General features: G+C 66.1%; 14 protein-coding genes. 8 read left to right on the top strand and 6 right to left on the bottom strand.

Annotation, left to right across the window (positions count from 1 at the left end; translation table 11 throughout):
- Positions 1–103: 103 nt before the first annotated feature.
- Both KAK03_RS19695 and KAK03_RS19690 read right to left on the bottom strand, forming a co-directional pair.
- Positions 104–1870 carry a HEPN domain-containing protein gene (locus KAK03_RS19695; RefSeq protein ID WP_210856414.1) on the bottom strand — a complete coding sequence of 589 codons (1767 nt, stop codon included), beginning with the start codon at positions 1868–1870 and terminating at the stop codon, positions 104–106.
- 172 nt (positions 1871–2042) lie between these two features.
- Complete coding sequence (locus tag KAK03_RS19690; protein ID WP_210856413.1) at positions 2043–2612, bottom strand: hypothetical protein; 570 nt, start codon at positions 2610–2612, stop codon at positions 2043–2045.
- A gap of 729 nt (positions 2613–3341) precedes the next feature.
- On the opposite strand from KAK03_RS19690, the gene KAK03_RS19685 reads away from it, so the two are divergent.
- Together KAK03_RS19685 and KAK03_RS19680 are read left to right on the top strand one after the other, a co-directional pair.
- Positions 3342–3824 carry a hypothetical protein gene (locus KAK03_RS19685; RefSeq protein ID WP_210856412.1) on the top strand — a complete coding sequence of 161 codons (483 nt, stop codon included), beginning with the start codon at positions 3342–3344 and terminating at the stop codon, positions 3822–3824.
- Positions 3825–3962: 138 nt separating this feature from the next.
- Positions 3963–4457: a hypothetical protein gene (locus KAK03_RS19680; protein ID WP_210856411.1), complete on the top strand. Its 495-nt coding sequence runs from the start codon at positions 3963–3965 to the stop codon at positions 4455–4457.
- A gap of 71 nt (positions 4458–4528) precedes the next feature.
- Here KAK03_RS19680 and KAK03_RS19675 read toward each other — a convergent pair whose 3' ends face one another.
- A complete protein-coding gene (locus KAK03_RS19675) occupies positions 4529–6721 on the bottom strand; it encodes a malate synthase G (RefSeq protein WP_210856410.1) in 2193 nt (730 codons plus the stop codon).
- Between the two features lie 38 nt (positions 6722–6759).
- The gene (locus tag KAK03_RS19670) at positions 6760–7449 is read right to left on the bottom strand and encodes a haloacid dehalogenase type II (RefSeq protein ID WP_210856409.1); all 690 of its coding nucleotides are present in this window, start codon (positions 7447–7449) and stop codon (positions 6760–6762) included.
- Between the two features lie 87 nt (positions 7450–7536).
- On the opposite strand from KAK03_RS19670, the gene KAK03_RS19665 reads away from it, so the two are divergent.
- The 4 genes from KAK03_RS19665 (at position 7537) to KAK03_RS19650 (ending at position 10173) form a co-directional block, all read left to right on the top strand.
- The gene (locus KAK03_RS19665) at positions 7537–8442 is read left to right on the top strand and encodes a LysR family transcriptional regulator (RefSeq protein ID WP_210856408.1); all 906 of its coding nucleotides are present in this window, start codon (positions 7537–7539) and stop codon (positions 8440–8442) included.
- Between the two features lie 83 nt (positions 8443–8525).
- The gene (locus KAK03_RS19660; protein ID WP_210856407.1) at positions 8526–9083 is read left to right on the top strand and encodes an ECF-type sigma factor; all 558 of its coding nucleotides are present in this window, start codon (positions 8526–8528) and stop codon (positions 9081–9083) included.
- Positions 9084–9210: 127 nt separating this feature from the next.
- Positions 9211–9642: a hypothetical protein gene (locus KAK03_RS19655; RefSeq protein ID WP_210856406.1), complete on the top strand. Its 432-nt coding sequence runs from the start codon at positions 9211–9213 to the stop codon at positions 9640–9642.
- Positions 9643–9729: 87 nt separating this feature from the next.
- Positions 9730–10173: a DUF2214 family protein gene (locus KAK03_RS19650; RefSeq protein ID WP_210856405.1), complete on the top strand. Its 444-nt coding sequence runs from the start codon at positions 9730–9732 to the stop codon at positions 10171–10173.
- Between the two features lie 227 nt (positions 10174–10400).
- Here the strand turns inward: KAK03_RS19650 and KAK03_RS19645 are convergent, their stop codons facing one another.
- Together KAK03_RS19645 and KAK03_RS19640 are read right to left on the bottom strand one after the other, a co-directional pair.
- The gene (locus tag KAK03_RS19645) at positions 10401–10712 is read right to left on the bottom strand and encodes a PsiF family protein (protein ID WP_210856404.1); all 312 of its coding nucleotides are present in this window, start codon (positions 10710–10712) and stop codon (positions 10401–10403) included.
- Between the two features lie 166 nt (positions 10713–10878).
- On the bottom strand, positions 10879–12255 hold the full coding sequence (locus KAK03_RS19640) for a serine/threonine-protein kinase (RefSeq protein ID WP_310738674.1): 1377 nt from the start codon (positions 12253–12255) through the stop codon (positions 10879–10881).
- 160 nt (positions 12256–12415) lie between these two features.
- Between KAK03_RS19640 and argS the strand changes: the two genes are divergently transcribed.
- Together argS and KAK03_RS19630 are read left to right on the top strand one after the other, a co-directional pair.
- Entirely contained in the window at positions 12416–14116 is a 1701-nt protein-coding gene (argS, locus tag KAK03_RS19635) for an arginine--tRNA ligase (RefSeq protein ID WP_210856403.1), read from the top strand.
- Entirely contained in the window at positions 14113–14790 is a 678-nt protein-coding gene (locus KAK03_RS19630) for an SPOR domain-containing protein (RefSeq protein ID WP_210856402.1), read from the top strand. Before argS ends, KAK03_RS19630 begins: the two co-directional genes overlap by 4 nt.
- Positions 14791–14835: the final 45 nt, after the last annotated feature.

Raw genomic sequence — 14835 nt, 5'->3', positions numbered from 1 at the left:
TGAAAGGAATGCCGCTTTGGATGAAGAACACTGATCGCCGTTGACTCAGCGGGAAGTCCCTGTAGAGGGGTTAGGCGTCTGCGCGGACACAATTCACCTGAACTTAGCGGCAATAGATTGTTGAATCTATGTTGGCATCGTCAAAAGCCAGACCCTTTGTTTGTAGAGTTGAGTAATACCGAGAATATCTCATCTCAACATACTTGAAGCCCTGGCCTACTGAATTAATCGCCTTCGGTTTTGATGCAAGCTTTACAAGCAGGCTCAGTACGGTATCAAGATAGTCATGGGTGTGTTCGATGATTGCCTTGGTGTAGCTCGGGGTTTCGCCGCTGTGGACGATAATATTGCGTGCACGGTAGATTCTTCGAATTTGCCATTCCAGCCTCTGTTTGTGTGCGTCGAGAGCCGACAAGACTGCCTGTGGTGACTGAAGTGTCGCCTTAAAATAGAAATATCGATCGCGGAGAAGATGGAAATCCTTAAAGGAGTCTTCTATCAGTTGGCTCTTCGCTGTGTACGCGGGAAGCACTAGAACGCGAGCGAGTTTGTCAGTGAATTTGCTTCCAGGTACGCCTTTGAGTGCTTTACGAGTGACGGTTTGATTCCACTCGAGTAAATCTTTGACAAGGTTGTTTACGAGCCGATCAATGTAGCCAAAGTTGAGAAAGGGAACGACAGAGGCAACTATGTGCTCAATGTTTGACGCGTCATCCGATTTAGTCTCCGATGGAACAAGCGACTCAAGCGCGATCCAGAGATTGAGAATCTGGTTCTCATCCGCATCGCTAGCAACCGCAAGCGCATGCAATTGAGCGCTACGGACAAACTTCTGAAACGAGTCCTCATCCAGCGAGAAGTCGCTCATGAAGAGTTGGAGGCGTTTGCTCGCCACCGACTGCAGTAGATCTGCACATTTGTGCATCGAGTTTGTCGGCATTGATATCTGCCGATACTGACCAGACTTAACATCGAGAACGACGCTCTCGGGCTGCCACCTGGGATGCTCCTTATGGTGGAACAGTGTCATCAGTGTAGAGCTAAGCCGCAGTAGGCGTTCCGCGCCTTCCCGGGCGCTATACGGATCGCGCGCGGGAATCTTGGCAACCACTGCATACAGTGCGCCCTCGGCTGGTCGGTACACGTCAGGAAATAGCGTCAAATCCAAGTCAGCTGGAAGGTTCTTCCCAATCTGAAGTCGCACCTTCTCGAATGCCGGTGCGACGTGTTCAAAGACAGGATCTACACGGAAGACAACTGTGTATTCTGTGCGCTCGCTCGGAAACAGGGCAAAGAACTCATTGATCGACTGAGGCGAGGTCAACCTACCTTGTCCGTAATGGAAGAATTCTCGTGCTTGGTCGTGTAGGTACTTCGCGCTGAACCCCGTCGCCGTTAGCGTAGTTACATACGCACGGGCTAGACGGCGAACTTCATTCAGTTGTCCATTGGAGGTTACTGCAGAGAGAATCAATGCTTCTGTTTTCGCCCGGTACCGTTTGGCAGATAGTTGCACCGCCAAGAGTTCCAAGATTACCTGGAGTTCTCGAATTGGCGTTTTGGGGTTCCGAAGTACGGGGATGAAGGAGGCTGGTGGTAGCGGCGACAGTGCGATTGCGATGGAGTCGCGTTCGAAGTTCGTCGCTAATTCCGCGATGGCGTGATGGACATTCGGTTGCTTGATCGTTCCTGCCTCTACCTCACGAATCGTGTTAAGCGCCTCTATGCACAATAGGCCGGTGTGCATGACTGAAGCTTTGTATGTGTCCAAGGAGTACTCGAACAACATCTCTTCGAGTAGCTGCGCAAAGAATATCAACGCGGGAGTCTTGGCGGGGTCATCCCACTTTGCGAGAGTTCGGTAGAGCATGGTCCCCTTTTGGTTGTATTGGTGGCAGGCGCCGGTGATGGATTCAGACGCCTAACGTTCGAGTTGAGGCGCGCGCGGAGGCAGACGATGACTGGCCGCGCAAGGACGATGAACACTTTGGCCTGGAGCGGCCAGGCATTGGCTGCCGTAGCGCGTCGGCTCGAACGAGGTGTTAGGCCGCATTGCGCAGCTCGACAATCGCTGTTACGAAGGCCTCAAGATTCGGGATTCGACCCACAACGACCTGATACGGATGAAGCGTCCCAACACCCAGGAGTTGAACGCCGGCCACAAGATAATCTCCGGTGGGCTTGCTGATGATTGATAGAGACAACTCAGACTTCGCGCTCTCCGCGGGCGCACTCGCCTCAAGACCACCTACGTAGTGCGCCAGCTGACTAGACTTGCCCAGAATGACATCTGGCAATAGAGGCTCATATTCTCGACCCAGCGTGCACGCAAAAGCATAGCAGTGGCCGACCTTCGCTAGTTGCCGAAAGAACGCACTCCATTCGAATACGTGACTTGTGAGCATTTGCTCCAGTGAAAGAGCATCCATGGTTTTGGATAGTCCCGCCGGGTCACCTTTTAACGAAATCTTCAGTTCTGGATTGAGATCCGATGGCTCTCGTCCTTCAAAAATTCCAGGCGGCGGCGCTTCAACGGCCAGGAATATATCCGGATAGTATTGAATTGGAGTGTCGATCTTAATCCGTGTCCCATTCAAATCGATGGTGTACAACGGAAGATGCTTTGGACGGTCTTTCTTACGACGCGTTCGAAATCCTCGCTTTATGCGGAATGGCCCGTACATCGTACGGGCAACAGTTTGTTCAAATTTCTTCGTGACATTTGCGCACGCTAGGCACGAGGCTCGTGGAAGTACCAATACGCCGTTGAGCGCGAGCGGAATGATGTGCTCGTCGCTAAGTGGCGATTCAGTCGAACCGCAGTAAACGCAGCGACCTACTTCCGCGTATCGATAGGAGCACTCTGCCATATATGCGGCCTAACGTGTTGTCATAGGGTGCAGCATCCTGCGATCGCTGATCGGTTCCGTTTTATCACGTAGTGGTCATCCGCCTAGCGACCGTTGTCGCGCATGAATTTTTTCTTGCCGACAGTATCTTTATACAGTTTCAATTTACCGAGAAAACCGGAAGATTGTTACAGGGGATTGTGACGGTGCTGAGCGCCTCTTGCCAAGGGGTGGCGATCCATGAATGACGTCTTCGCACCGCGAGGAGCGAGCCTGCCAAAGGACTGCGCGATCGTCCCCAATCGCATGGCTCTCTGTCGCCTTCTAAGCTTGAGCGCCGCGCCAGACGGCTCCGCCCACGCGATAGCGCCATCACCCTCAATGGCACCCGCAAATTTGGGGGCATGGCGTATCACCCCGCTGGACCCATGTCCGGATCCGCGCTCCCATCGCGTTCTCTGAGGTATCCACCCACCACTTGAGGAGTCCGCCATGTCCCGCCGCACCCTGATCGCCGCCGCCCTGCTCGCCCTGGCCGCGCTGCCCACCGCCCAGGCGGCGGTGCGCTGCACCGACTTCCTCGCCTTCCCCGACAACTTCCCGCTGCTGGAGAAGTTCAAGCTGAACAAGTTCAAGTTCCAGGACCGCAGCGGCGGCTGGGCGCCGTTCGTGAACGTGTTCAGCGACATCATCGGCCAGCCGGTGCACGGCATGCAGTTTGACCCGCGCGGTCTGCGCATCACGCTGCCCGGTCCGTCGCTGACCGTGGAGCTGCGCATCGGCGCGTTTGCCGGCGCGGGTGTGCCGATCGAGGCGCTGGACGCCGCGGGCGGCGTGCAGGATCTGCTCATCCTGCCCAGCGACAACATCATGCACACGGCGACGCTGACCGCCGTGTCCGCGCCGATCACGATGGTGCAGGTCAAGGGCGGCGCCAACGAGGGCGTGGTCAACGGCGTCTGCGCCATGCGCTGAGCCCGGCTGCCCCCCCGCCCAGGCGCCCTGCGGGGCGCCTGTGTCTTTTCCGGCTGTGGCGCTGGCCGCCACGTGTCCGGATCGGCGCGCGGATCGCGTTCTCTGAGGTATCCAACACCCACGCATGAGGAGATGCCGATGATCCGCCCCGCCCTGCTCGCCGCCACGCTGCTGGCCCTGTCCACGCTGGCGCCTGCCCAGGCCGCCACCCGCTGCGCCAACGTGGACGCGGTAGACACCGGCACCGTGATGCCCGACAAGTTCAGGATCAAGGGCTTTCGCTTCAAGGACCGCAGCGGCGGCGTCGCCCCGACGGTGCGCGACCTCACGGCCGCCAACGGCCAGGTGCTGCATGGCTTCAGCTTCGACCCGCGCAGCCTGGTGATCACGATGCCCGAGTCACACGTGGCCGGCATGCGGGTGCGGATGCGCCTGCTGCTGTCGCCCACCGAGGTGGTGCGGGTGCGGGCCCTGAATGACGCTGGCCAGACACTCACCAGCGAGTTGGTCCACAACGAGGTCGTCTACGACGTGATCCTGGTGCCGCCAGCCACCGAACGCATCGCCAGCGTGGTGCTGGACGGAGGCGAGGGCCAGGGCGTGCTGGGCTTGACCTGCTCGGTCGCACCCTGAGGTCCAGACCTGCCGCCCAAACACAACGGCGCCCCGAGGGGCGCCGTTGTCGTGTCAGGTGCGGGCCGTGATCAGGCGCCGGCCTTCACCTTCAGGCGCCAGGCATGCAGCAGCGGCTCGGTGTAGCCGCTGGGCTGGGCCACGCCCTTGAAGACCAGGTCGCAGGCGGCCTGGTAGGCGGCGCCCTTGGCGTTCTTGGCCATCGGCGTGTAGGCGGTGTCGCCGGCGTTCTGCTTGTCCACCACCTTGGCCATGCGCTTGAGCGTGGCCTTGACCTGGTCCTTGGTGACCACGCCGTGCAGCAGCCAGTTGGCCATGTGCTGGCTGGAGATGCGCAGCGTGGCGCGGTCTTCCATCAGGCCCACGTTGTGGATGTCGGGCACCTTGGAGCAGCCCACACCCTGGTCGACCCAGCGCACCACGTAGCCCAGGATGCCCTGGGCGTTGTTGTCCAGCTCCTGCTGCTTCTCCTCGTCGGACCACTTGGCCTTCTTCACCACGGGGATGGTCAGCAGGCCGGTGAGGATCTCCTCGCGCACCGCATCGACATCGGTCTTTTCCAGTTCCTTCTGCACCTTGAACACGTCCACCTGGTGGTAGTGCAGCGCATGCAGCGTGGCGGCGGTGGGGCTGGGCACCCAGGCGGTGTTGGCACCGGCCTTGGGGTGGCCGATCTTCTGTTGCAGCATCGCGGCCATCAGGTCGGGCATGGCCCACATGCCCTTGCCGATCTGGGCCTTGCCGCGCAGGCCGCACTCCAGGCCCACCAGCACGTTGGAGCGCTCATAGGCCTGGATCCAGGCGCTGGTCTTCATGTCGCCCTTGCGCATCATGGGGCCGGCGCGCATGGCGGTGTGCATCTCGTCGCCGGTGCGGTCCAGGAAGCCGGTGTTGATGAAGGCCACGCGGTCGGCGGCGGCGGCAATGCAGGCCTTGAGGTTGACGCTGGTGCGGCGCTCCTCGTCCATGATGCCCAGCTTGACGGTGGCCTTGGGCAGGCCCAGCAGCTGCTCCACGCGGGTGAACAGCTCGCAGGCGAAGGCCACTTCGGCCGGGCCGTGCATCTTGGGCTTGACGATGTAGACCGAGCCCTTGCGGCTGTTCTTGATGCCGGCGGTGGCGTTGCCCTTCAGGTCATGCAGCGCGATGGTCGTGGTGATGACCGCGTCCATGATGCCCTCGGGGATCTCCTTCGCGCTTTCGCCCCACAGGATGGCCGGGTTGGTCATCAGGTGGCCGACATTGCGCACGAACAGCAGGCTGCGGCCGTGCAGGGCCACGTCCTCGCCCCGCGGGCCGGTGTACAGGCGATCGGGGTTCAGGCCGCGGGTGAAGGTCTTGCCACCCTTGCTGACCTCTTCGGTCAGCGTGCCCTTGAGGATGCCCAGCCAGTTGCCGTAGGCCAGCACCTTGTCCTGGGCGTCCACCACGGCCACCGAGTCTTCCAGGTCCAGGATGGTCGACAGCGCCGACTCGAGCACCAGGTCGCAGACACCGGCCGCGTCGCTGGCGCCAATGGTGGTGCTGCGGTCGATGCGCAGGTCCATGTGCAGGCCGTGGTGGCTCAGCAGCACGGCGCTGGGCTCGCCCATCTCGCCCTGGAAGCCGACGAACTGGGCCGGGTTCTTCAGGCCCACGGTCGTGCCGTTCTTCAGCGTCACGGCCAGTTGGTTGTCGACCACGCGGTAGGCGGTGGAATCGAGGTGCGAACCCTTCTTCAGCGGCACGCAGCGGTCCAGCACGTGGCGGGCGTATTCAATGACCTTGGCGCCGCGCACCGGGTTGTAGCCAGGGCCCTTGGTGGCGCCGTCGGTTTCCGGCAGCGCGTCGGTGCCGTACAGCGCGTCGTACAGGCTGCCCCAGCGGGCGTTGGCGGCGTTCAGCGCGTAGCGGGCGTTGGTGATAGGCACCACCAGCTGCGGGCCGGCCTGCAGGGCCAGCTCGGCGTCAACGTTCTTCGTCGTGGCCTTCACCTTGCCCGGCACCGGCACCAGGTAGCCGATCTTCTCGAGGAAGGCGCGGTACTTGCCCATGTTCTTGATCGGGCCGGGGTGCTTGGTGTGCCAGGCGTCCAGCTCGGCCTGCAGGCGATCGCGCTCGGCCAGCAGCGCGGCATTCTTGGGCGCCAGGTCGGCGACGATCTGGTCGAAGCCCTTCCAGAAGGCGGCGGCGTCGACGTCGGTGCCGGGGAGCACCTGCTCCTCGATGAAGCGGTGCAGCTCGGTGGCCACTTGCAGGCCGTGGACGGTGGTGCGTGCGGTCATGTCAAACCTCAAGGAAGGAACAGAAGAAAGGGAAGGAATCAATCCGGAAAGAAGGCCAGCACATCGCGCAGGCTGGTGCCGGTGCGGTGGGGGGTGGTGCCCAGGCGCTCCAGCGGCGCGCCGCTGCGGTTGACCCACAGCGTGGTGAAGCCGAACCAGGTGGCGCCGATCGCGTCCCAGCCATTGCTGGAGACAAACAGCAGCTCGCGCGCCGGCCCGCCCAGCGCGTCCACACCCACCTGGTAGGCGGCGGGGTCGGTCTTGTAGCGCCGCGTGGGGTGCACGCTCAGCACATGGTCCAGCAGGCCGCCCAGGCCGGCGCCCTTGACGGTGACGGCCAGCATCTCGGGGTCGCCGTTGCTGAGGATGGCAGTGGGAATGCCGCGCGCCTTCAGCGCCTGCAGCACGCCGTGGTTCTCGGGGAAGACCGACAGGTGGCGGTAGGCGTTGAGCAGGCGCAGCTCGGCCTCGGGCGACAGCGCCAGGCCCAGCCGCTCGGCCGAGTACAGCAGCGCCTCGCGGGTGATCTCCCAGAACGGGCGGTAGTGCTGCGGGCCGCTCATCGACACCAGACGGGTGTATTCGATCTGCTTGTCGCGCCACAGCTGGGCCAGCGCGTCGCCGCGGCCGGGGAACAGCTGGCCGGCCTCCAGGCCCACGCTGTAGACATCGAACAGCGTGCCGTAGGCGTCGAACAGCACGGCGCGGGGCGGGGGCCTCTTTTCCATGCTCGCAATTTATTCGATACTTGGCCAGCGATTAATACCCTGGAAAGTCATGGATTCATGACTTGAACGCAAAAGTCAGCCCCACCCATGCCCCGCCTCAAGCAGATCGAAACCTTCGTCGCCGTGGCCACCAAGGGCAGCCTGACCGCCGCCGCGCTGGCTGAGGGCGTGGCCCCGGCGGTGATCGGCCGACGCATGGACGCGCTGGAAGAGCGGCTGGGCGTGAAGCTGCTGCTGCGCACCACGCGGCGTGTCACCCTCACCCACGAGGGCAGCGCCTTTCTGGAAGACTGCCAGCGCCTGGTGGCCGACTTCAACAACGCCGAGGCCAGCGTGTCGGCTGGCGGCGTGAAAGCCAGTGGTCACTTACGGGTGACAGCGCCGGCCGGTTTCGGGCGCCGCCACGTGGCGCCGCTGGTGCCTTCCTTCCTGGCCCAGCACCCGGAGGTGAGCCTGTCGCTGAACCTGTCGGACCGGGTGGTGGACATCGTCAACGAGGGCTTTGATTGCGCGGTGCGGGTGGGCGACCTGCCCGATTCCAGCCTGGTGGGCGTGCGCCTGGCCGACAACCGCCGGCTGTGCGTGGCCACGCCCGAGTACCTGCGCGTGGCCGGCACGCCGCAGCACCCGTCCGAGCTGGGCCGACACCAGTGCCTGACGCTCAGCTCCGACGCCAGCCAGACCCGCGGTTGGGCCTTTCTGGTCGACGGCGCGGTCACCCACCTGCGCCCCGGCGGGCGGCTGGACTGCAGCGACGGCCAGGTGCTGCACGCCTGGTGCCTGCAGGGCCTGGGCATCGCCTGGCGCAGCACCTGGGAGGTCCAGGCCGACATCGCCGCCGGTCGCCTGATCAGCGTGCTGGACGATTACGCGGCGCCGCCCAACGGCATCTATGCGGTGTTCGCCAGCGCCCGCCACCTGCCGCTGCGGGTGCGGCTGTGGATCGACTTCATCAAGCACAGCTACGGCGACCCGGGCTACTGGAGCCGCTGAGCCGGCGGCCTGTCCCGTGTTCACGGGAATGGACAGCGGGGCCGGTCCGGCGTTCAATGCGCGGTCGCTTGCTCGGAAATCGCATGACCGAATCCACACCGAACGCCGCGCCGAACAACGGGCCTGAGGGGGCCCGCGGCGTCGACGAGCTGTTCGAGACCGCCTACCAGGACCTGCGCCGCATGGCGCGGGCGCGGCTGCACGGCGCCGGGCCGTCGCGGATGCTCGACACCACCGCGCTGGTGCACGAGTCCTACCTGCGCCTGGCCGGCAAGGACGCCGGCTTCCCGGACCGCGCCCGCTTCATGGCCTATGCGGGGCGGGTGATGCGCTCGGTGATCATCGACCTGGTGCGCGAGCGCCAGGCCGAGCGCCGCGGCGGCGACCTGGCGCAGGTCACGCTGTCCACCCAGCTGGGCGAGAACCTGCCCGCGGCCAGTGGCGAGGAGCAGATCCTGCGCGTCAACGAGGCGCTGGATGAACTGGCCAAGCTCGATCCGCGCATGGCCCGGGTGGTCGAGATGCGCTACTTCGGCGGCCTGACCGAGCCCGAGATCGCCGCGGCGCTGGATGTCAACGAGCGCACCGTGCGCCGCGACTGGCAGCAGGCCCGGCTGTTCCTGGCTGACGCGCTGCGCTGAAAGAGGGTGACCCCCTGAAGCTGGGGGGGTGTGAAGTGTCCGGAACGGCGGCCATCAGGCCGTCTTCTGAAGTGTCGGGAGTCGATTGTTTGCGACACCGCACCTACCCCACTTCAGGAGCTTCACCATGACCGTTTCGCGCAGCCTCACCGCCCGTTTCATCGCCGCCGCCCTGGCCCTGGGCATTGCCGGCCCCAGCCTGGCCGGCGTCTGCCAGGACATCACCTTCACCTTCAAGAACGACCACTACACGGGCGACGAGATCAAGGTCAAGAAGGTCAAGTACCGCGACACCACCGCCGCCACCAACAACACCGAGGACGTGATCGACATCACCTGCCAGTTCGGCAATACCTGCAGCACGCTGGGCGATGACCTGGGCTCGGTGGTCGAGGGCCGGCTGGGCCATGACCTGAGCAACGTGCAGTTCTACTACTCCTACCGCGAGGCCGACGGCCAGTGGAGCCTGCCGCAGTGGAGCAAGAAGTTCAAGCCGACCGACAAGGAATGCACCAACGGCCGCAACTACGGCACCTCGGCCTGGGCGATCACCGGCTGAGCGGCCGCCCCGGTTTCCGTTGGACTCGCTTCACCGCCCGCGGCCCCGCACCGCCGGGCGGTTTTTCGTTGTGGCGACAATCGCCGCATGCTGACCGAGGCCCTGATCGCCTATGTCCACCTGGCCGCGGTGCTGGCCCTGGTGGTGTTCTCCACCAGCCAGGCGGCGCTGCTGCGCGCTGAATGGCTCAATGCCGCCGTGCTGCAGCGGCTGTTGGTGGTGGACCGCATCTACCTGGGCTGCCTGGCCGCGCTGCTGCTCAGCGGCCTGCTGCGCATGACGCTGGGCGTCAAGGGCCTGGCCTGGTACGGCGCCCAGCCGCTGCTGTGGGCCAAGCTGCTGGGCCTGGCCCTGCTGGCCTGGGCCGCCGTGGCCCCGCACCGCGCCTACGCCCGCTGGGCCGCTGCCCCCGCCCTGCCCAGCGCCGACGAGGTGGCCCGTGTGCGCCGCCAGGTGATGCGCGCCTCGCACGCGATGCTGCTGATCCCGCTGCTCGCCGTGCTGCTGGCCCGCGGCCTGCTCACCACCTGACCCCCAGACACAACAAAGCCCGGCCAGAGACCGGGCTTCGATAGATCCAGGCAGGACCCCAATCCAGGTCCATGCGCGGATCCGGCTTTGCCGGTCCGCTGCATGAGCCCCCTTGGGGGGCCGAGACCGGACGTCAGTGGTCCTGAGGACCACTGGCGCCTGTCGAGGGGCCGGACCGCTGGTCCGGCGCGGCCTGCCAGGCGCGACCGGCAGGGAGCGTGGGGGCCTTACTTACCCAGGCAGTCCTTCATGAAGGCCTTGCGCTCATCGCCCTTGAGCGCCTTGGTCTTGGCGTCGGCGTTGCAGGTCTTCATCTTCTCTTGCTGGGCGGTGTGCTTGTCCTTGCGGGCCTTCAGGCACTCGGACAGGAAGGCCTTGCGCTCGTCGCCCTTCTTGTCGCCGGCCTGCTGATGGCATTCGCTCATCTTGTTGCGCTGGGCGGTCTGGGCAGCCGACGGGCCGGACGCGGGCGCGGCGCTCTGGGCAGCGGCGGTGAAGGCACAGGCGGCCAGCGCGATGGCGGTGAACAGATGCTTCATGGGGTCCTTCCTAGCAAGGTGTGCAGATGCGTGGTGGGTGAACCGGTCCCCGGTCACACTGGCCGGGGTACCTGGGTTCACAACGCAGGTTGCGCTTCCTCGGTGGACAACACAAGCCCCCGACGGGGGGATGCGTTGAATGCGACGCCCGGGTGTCGGCGCCCGGCTACAGGATGCGGCGCGGATGCGCCATCGCTTCGTGGGCGGCGTGCAGCCGGCGCACCAGCACCTTGATGAAGGCGCCGTCGAAGCGGTGGCGGGTCTCGGTGCTGAGCTCGGCCAGCGCATCGGGGGTGAACGAGATCGTCGTGCAGGGCTCGCTGACGATCACGTCGGCGGCGTGGCGACGCAGCTCGGGGCTGGGCGCCAGGTAGGCCATCTCGCCCACCGAGGTGCCGGCACCCAGGCGCGCCACGCGCTGGCCTTCACGGAAAACCTCGACCTCGCCCTGGGCGATGATGTGGAACTGCCGCCCCTGCTGGCCGCGCTTGTAGATGCGGTGGCCGTAGTGGAAGCGCTGCCAGCGCGCACGCCGCACCACCTCCCACAGCTGCACGTCGCCGAAGTCGGTGAAGAACTCCAGCCCGCGCAGCAGGTTGAAGCGCTCCGAGTCCATCACCTGCTGCAACCGGCCGCGCGGCACCTGGTGGTTGACGATCAGCGCCGAGAGCTGCTGCGCGAAGAGCTGCCAGTTGGCCGGCCGGTCCTCGCGCGACTTGGCCAGCGCGCCGCAGATCACCTGCGACAGCTCCTCGCCCACGCCGGCGCGGCAGCCGGTCAGCGGCTCGGGCGGCACATGGCAGATCAGGTTCAGCAGCGCGCCCTGCGACTCGGCCTCGAAGGGCGGCCGGCCCGCCACCAGGTGGTAGAGCACCGCGCCCAGCGAATAGATGTCGGCGCGGCAGTCCAGCGTGGCGCCATCGAGCTGCTCGGGCGACATGTAGGCCAGCGAGCCCACGCGGTGCACCTGGGTGCGGTCGCTGGTCAGGTTCAGTGCGCTGCCGAAATCGGTGAGCTTGATGTCGGTCAGCTCGCCGGCTTCCTCGACGGTCAGGATGTTGGCCGGCTTGACGTCGCGGTGGATCACGCCCTGGCGCCACACGTAGTCCAGCGCCATCGCGCACTTGAAGCCGATTTCCACCACCTGCTCCAGCGGCAGCAGGCGGTCGGGCGCGCAGTGGCCGCGCAGCGTGTCGCCGGCCACGTACTCCATCACCAGGTAGGCGCGACCGTCGGGCTCCTCCACGGCATCGTAGAGCTGCACCACGTTCGGATGGTTCAGGCGGCCGACCAGCGCGGCCTCGGCGGCAAAGAAGTGGGCCGCGAAATGCTGCTCGGCGGCGCTGCGGCCAGCCAGGGCCAGGGTGCGCTTGATCGCCACCTCGCGCTGGTGGAACTCGTCCCAGGCCAGGAAGACCTCGCTGGTGGCGCCCTCGCCCAGCTTCTTGATCACCTTGTACTTGCCGATCATCCGCAGCGCACCCTCCCGGGCCTGCGGCACGGTGGATTCCAGATGGCGGGACAGATCAGAAAGGTCGGACACGGCGGCGGCAGGGCAGGCGGCAAGGCGGGCGCAGCCCGCCCCCGGTCCCGGGGTACGAACGGCGCTCCCATGGTGCCCGGGCCGCGCGGCGGCAAAGCGGCGAACAGCCGGGCGCCGACCCGCCAGATCGGGCGGGGCCCCCAACCGTAGAATCGGGCCCATGATCCAAGCCAAGGCAGAGCTCCAGGCCGCGCTGGCCGCCGCCGTCGCGCAGCTGGCCCCCGACGCCGCCCTCACCCCCGTCTTCGAATCCCCCAAGCAGGCCGCCCACGGCGACCTAGCGATCACCGCCGCCATGCAGCTGGCCAAGCCGCTGAAGGCCAACCCGCGGGCGCTGGCCGAGCAGCTGATCGCCGCGCTGAAGGCCCAGCCCGCGTTCGAGCGCTGGGTGGCGGCGCTGGAGATCGCCGGCCCGGGCTTCATCAACCTGCGCCTGAAGGACAGCGCCAAGCAGGCCGTCGTCGCCGAGGTGCTGGCCGCCGGCAGCGCCTTCGGCCGCCAGCCAGCCAACGGCCGCAAGCTGATGGTCGAGTTCGTCTCGGCCAACCCCACCGGGCCGCTGCACGTGGGCCACGCCCGCCAGGGCGCGCTGGGCGACAGCCTGTGCCACCTCTTCGAGACCCAGGGCTGGGACGTCACCCGCGAGTTCTACTACAACGACGCCGGCGTGCAGATCGCCACGCTGGCCACCTCCACCCAGTGCCGCATCCAGGGCCTCAAGCCCGGTGACGACGGCTGGCCCGAGAGCGCCTACAACGGCGACTACATCGCCGACATCGCCGCCGACTTCCTGGCCAAGAAGACGGTGACGGCCGACGACCGCGCCTTCACCGCCTCGGGCGACCCGGCTGATCTGGACGGCATCCGCCAGTTCGCCGTGGCCTACCTGCGCCACGAGCAGGACCTGGACCTGCAGGCCTTCGGCGTGCAGTTCGACAGCTACTTCCTGGAAAGCAGCCTCTACACCAGCGGCCGCGTCGAGCAGACGGTGCAGCGCCTGGTGGACGCCGGCAAGACCTACGAGAAGGACGGCGCGCTGTGGCTGCGCAGCACCGACGACGGTGACGACAAGGACCGCGTGATGCGCAAGTCCGACGGCTCGTTCACCTACTTCGTGCCCGACGTGGCCTACCACGTGACCAAGTGGGAGCGCGGCTTCAGCAAGGTCATCAACTGCCAGGGCACCGACCACCACGGCACCATCGCCCGGGTGCGCGCCGGCCTGCAGGGCGTGGGCGCGGGCATTCCCCAGGGCTACCCGGACTACGTGCTCAACACCATGGTGCGGGTGGTGCGCGACGGCGCCGAGGTGAAGATCAGCAAGCGCGCCGGCAGCTACGTCACGCTGCGCGACCTGATCGACTGGACCAGCAAGGACGCGGTGCGCTTCTTCCTGATCAGCCGCAAGGCCGACACCGAGTTCACGTTCGATGTGGACCTGGCCCTGAAGCAGAACGACGAGAACCCGGTCTTCTACGTGCAGTACGCGCACGCGCGCATCTGCTCGGTGCTGGCCCAGGCCGCCGACAAGGGCCTGACGCCCGAGGGCGCCGACCCGTCGCTGCTCACCGCCCCCACCGAGCTGGCGCTGATGCTCAAGCTGGCCGACTACCCCGGCATGCTCACCAGCGCCGCGCGCGACCTGGCCCCGCACGACGTGGCCTTCTACCTGCGCGACCTGGCTGCCGCCTTCCACAGCTACTACGCCGCCGAGCGCTTCCTGGTGGACGACGCGGCCCTGGCCCGCGCCCGCTTAGGCCTGCTGGCCGCCACCCGCCAGGTGCTGCGCAATGCGCTGGCGCTGCTGGGCGTGGGCGCCCCTGACCAAATGTCGCGCGACGCCGCGCCGGAGACCGCATGAACCGCACCCCCCCGGCCGGCGCCCAGCGCGGCGGCACCTTCGTCGGCATCATCATCGGCCTGCTGATCGGCCTGGGTCTGGCGCTGCTGGTGGCGCTGTACATCGCCAAGGTGCCGGTGCCCTTCGTCGAGAAGGTGCCGCACCGCACGCCCGAGCAGGACGCCGCCGAAATCGAGCGCAACCGCAACTGGGACCCGAACGCGCCGCTGGCCGGCAAGCAGGCCGGCAAGCCGGTGAACGACGCGGCGGCCCCGGCGGCCAGCGCCCCGGCCACGGCGCCGGCCGCGCCGGCCGTGGTGCCTGACAAGCGCGCTGCCGCGTCGGCGCCCAGCCCGACCGCCCCCGCGGCCGAGCCGGCCAAGCCGGGCCGCGACCCGGCCGCCATCCTCTCCGGCCAGAGCCCCGCGGGCACCGACGCGGCGTCCAAGGACCCGTTCGTCTACTTCGTGCAGGCCGGCGCCTATTCCAACGCCGACGATGCCGAACAGCAGCGCGCCCGCCTGGCCATGCAGGGCATGACCGCCAAGGTCACCGAGCGTGAGCAGGGCGGCCGCACCGTGCACCGCGTGCGCCTGGGCCCCTACGACACCCGCGCCGAGGCCGAGGCCCTGCAGGACCGCCTGAAGGCCGGCGGCGCAGAAGCCGTGCTGGTGCGCCTGGAGCGTCCGCACTGAGGCCGCCGGCGGGCACCGATTGAACTTCCGGTCATCGCCACGGTC

It is taken from the genome of Ideonella alba (assembly GCF_018069845.1).
GTDB lineage: Bacteria > Pseudomonadota > Gammaproteobacteria > Burkholderiales > Burkholderiaceae_C > Ideonella > Ideonella alba.
Note: the sequence above shows the minus strand (reverse complement) of the source record. Positions and strands in the feature narration are given on the sequence as shown.

Bases quoted from the DNA above. Each gene is read 5' to 3' on its own strand.
- KAK03_RS19695 (WP_210856414.1), bottom strand. From the start codon at position 1,870: ATGCTCTACCGAACTCTCGCAAAGTGGGATGACCCCGCCAAGACTCCC.
- KAK03_RS19685 (WP_210856412.1), top strand. From the start codon at position 3,342: ATGTCCCGCCGCACCCTGATCGCCGCCGCCCTGCTCGCCCTGGCCGCG.
- KAK03_RS19680 (WP_210856411.1), top strand. From the start codon at position 3,963: ATGATCCGCCCCGCCCTGCTCGCCGCCACGCTGCTGGCCCTGTCCACG.
- KAK03_RS19675 (WP_210856410.1), bottom strand. From the start codon at position 6,721: ATGACCGCACGCACCACCGTCCACGGCCTGCAAGTGGCCACCGAGCTG.
- KAK03_RS19670 (WP_210856409.1), bottom strand. From the start codon at position 7,449: ATGGAAAAGAGGCCCCCGCCCCGCGCCGTGCTGTTCGACGCCTACGGC.
- KAK03_RS19665 (WP_210856408.1), top strand. From the start codon at position 7,537: ATGCCCCGCCTCAAGCAGATCGAAACCTTCGTCGCCGTGGCCACCAAG.
- KAK03_RS19660 (WP_210856407.1), top strand. From the start codon at position 8,526: ATGACCGAATCCACACCGAACGCCGCGCCGAACAACGGGCCTGAGGGG.
- KAK03_RS19655 (WP_210856406.1), top strand. From the start codon at position 9,211: ATGACCGTTTCGCGCAGCCTCACCGCCCGTTTCATCGCCGCCGCCCTG.
- KAK03_RS19650 (WP_210856405.1), top strand. From the start codon at position 9,730: ATGCTGACCGAGGCCCTGATCGCCTATGTCCACCTGGCCGCGGTGCTG.
- KAK03_RS19645 (WP_210856404.1), bottom strand. From the start codon at position 10,712: ATGAAGCATCTGTTCACCGCCATCGCGCTGGCCGCCTGTGCCTTCACC.
- argS (WP_210856403.1), top strand. From the start codon at position 12,416: ATGATCCAAGCCAAGGCAGAGCTCCAGGCCGCGCTGGCCGCCGCCGTC.
- KAK03_RS19630 (WP_210856402.1), top strand. From the start codon at position 14,113: ATGAACCGCACCCCCCCGGCCGGCGCCCAGCGCGGCGGCACCTTCGTC.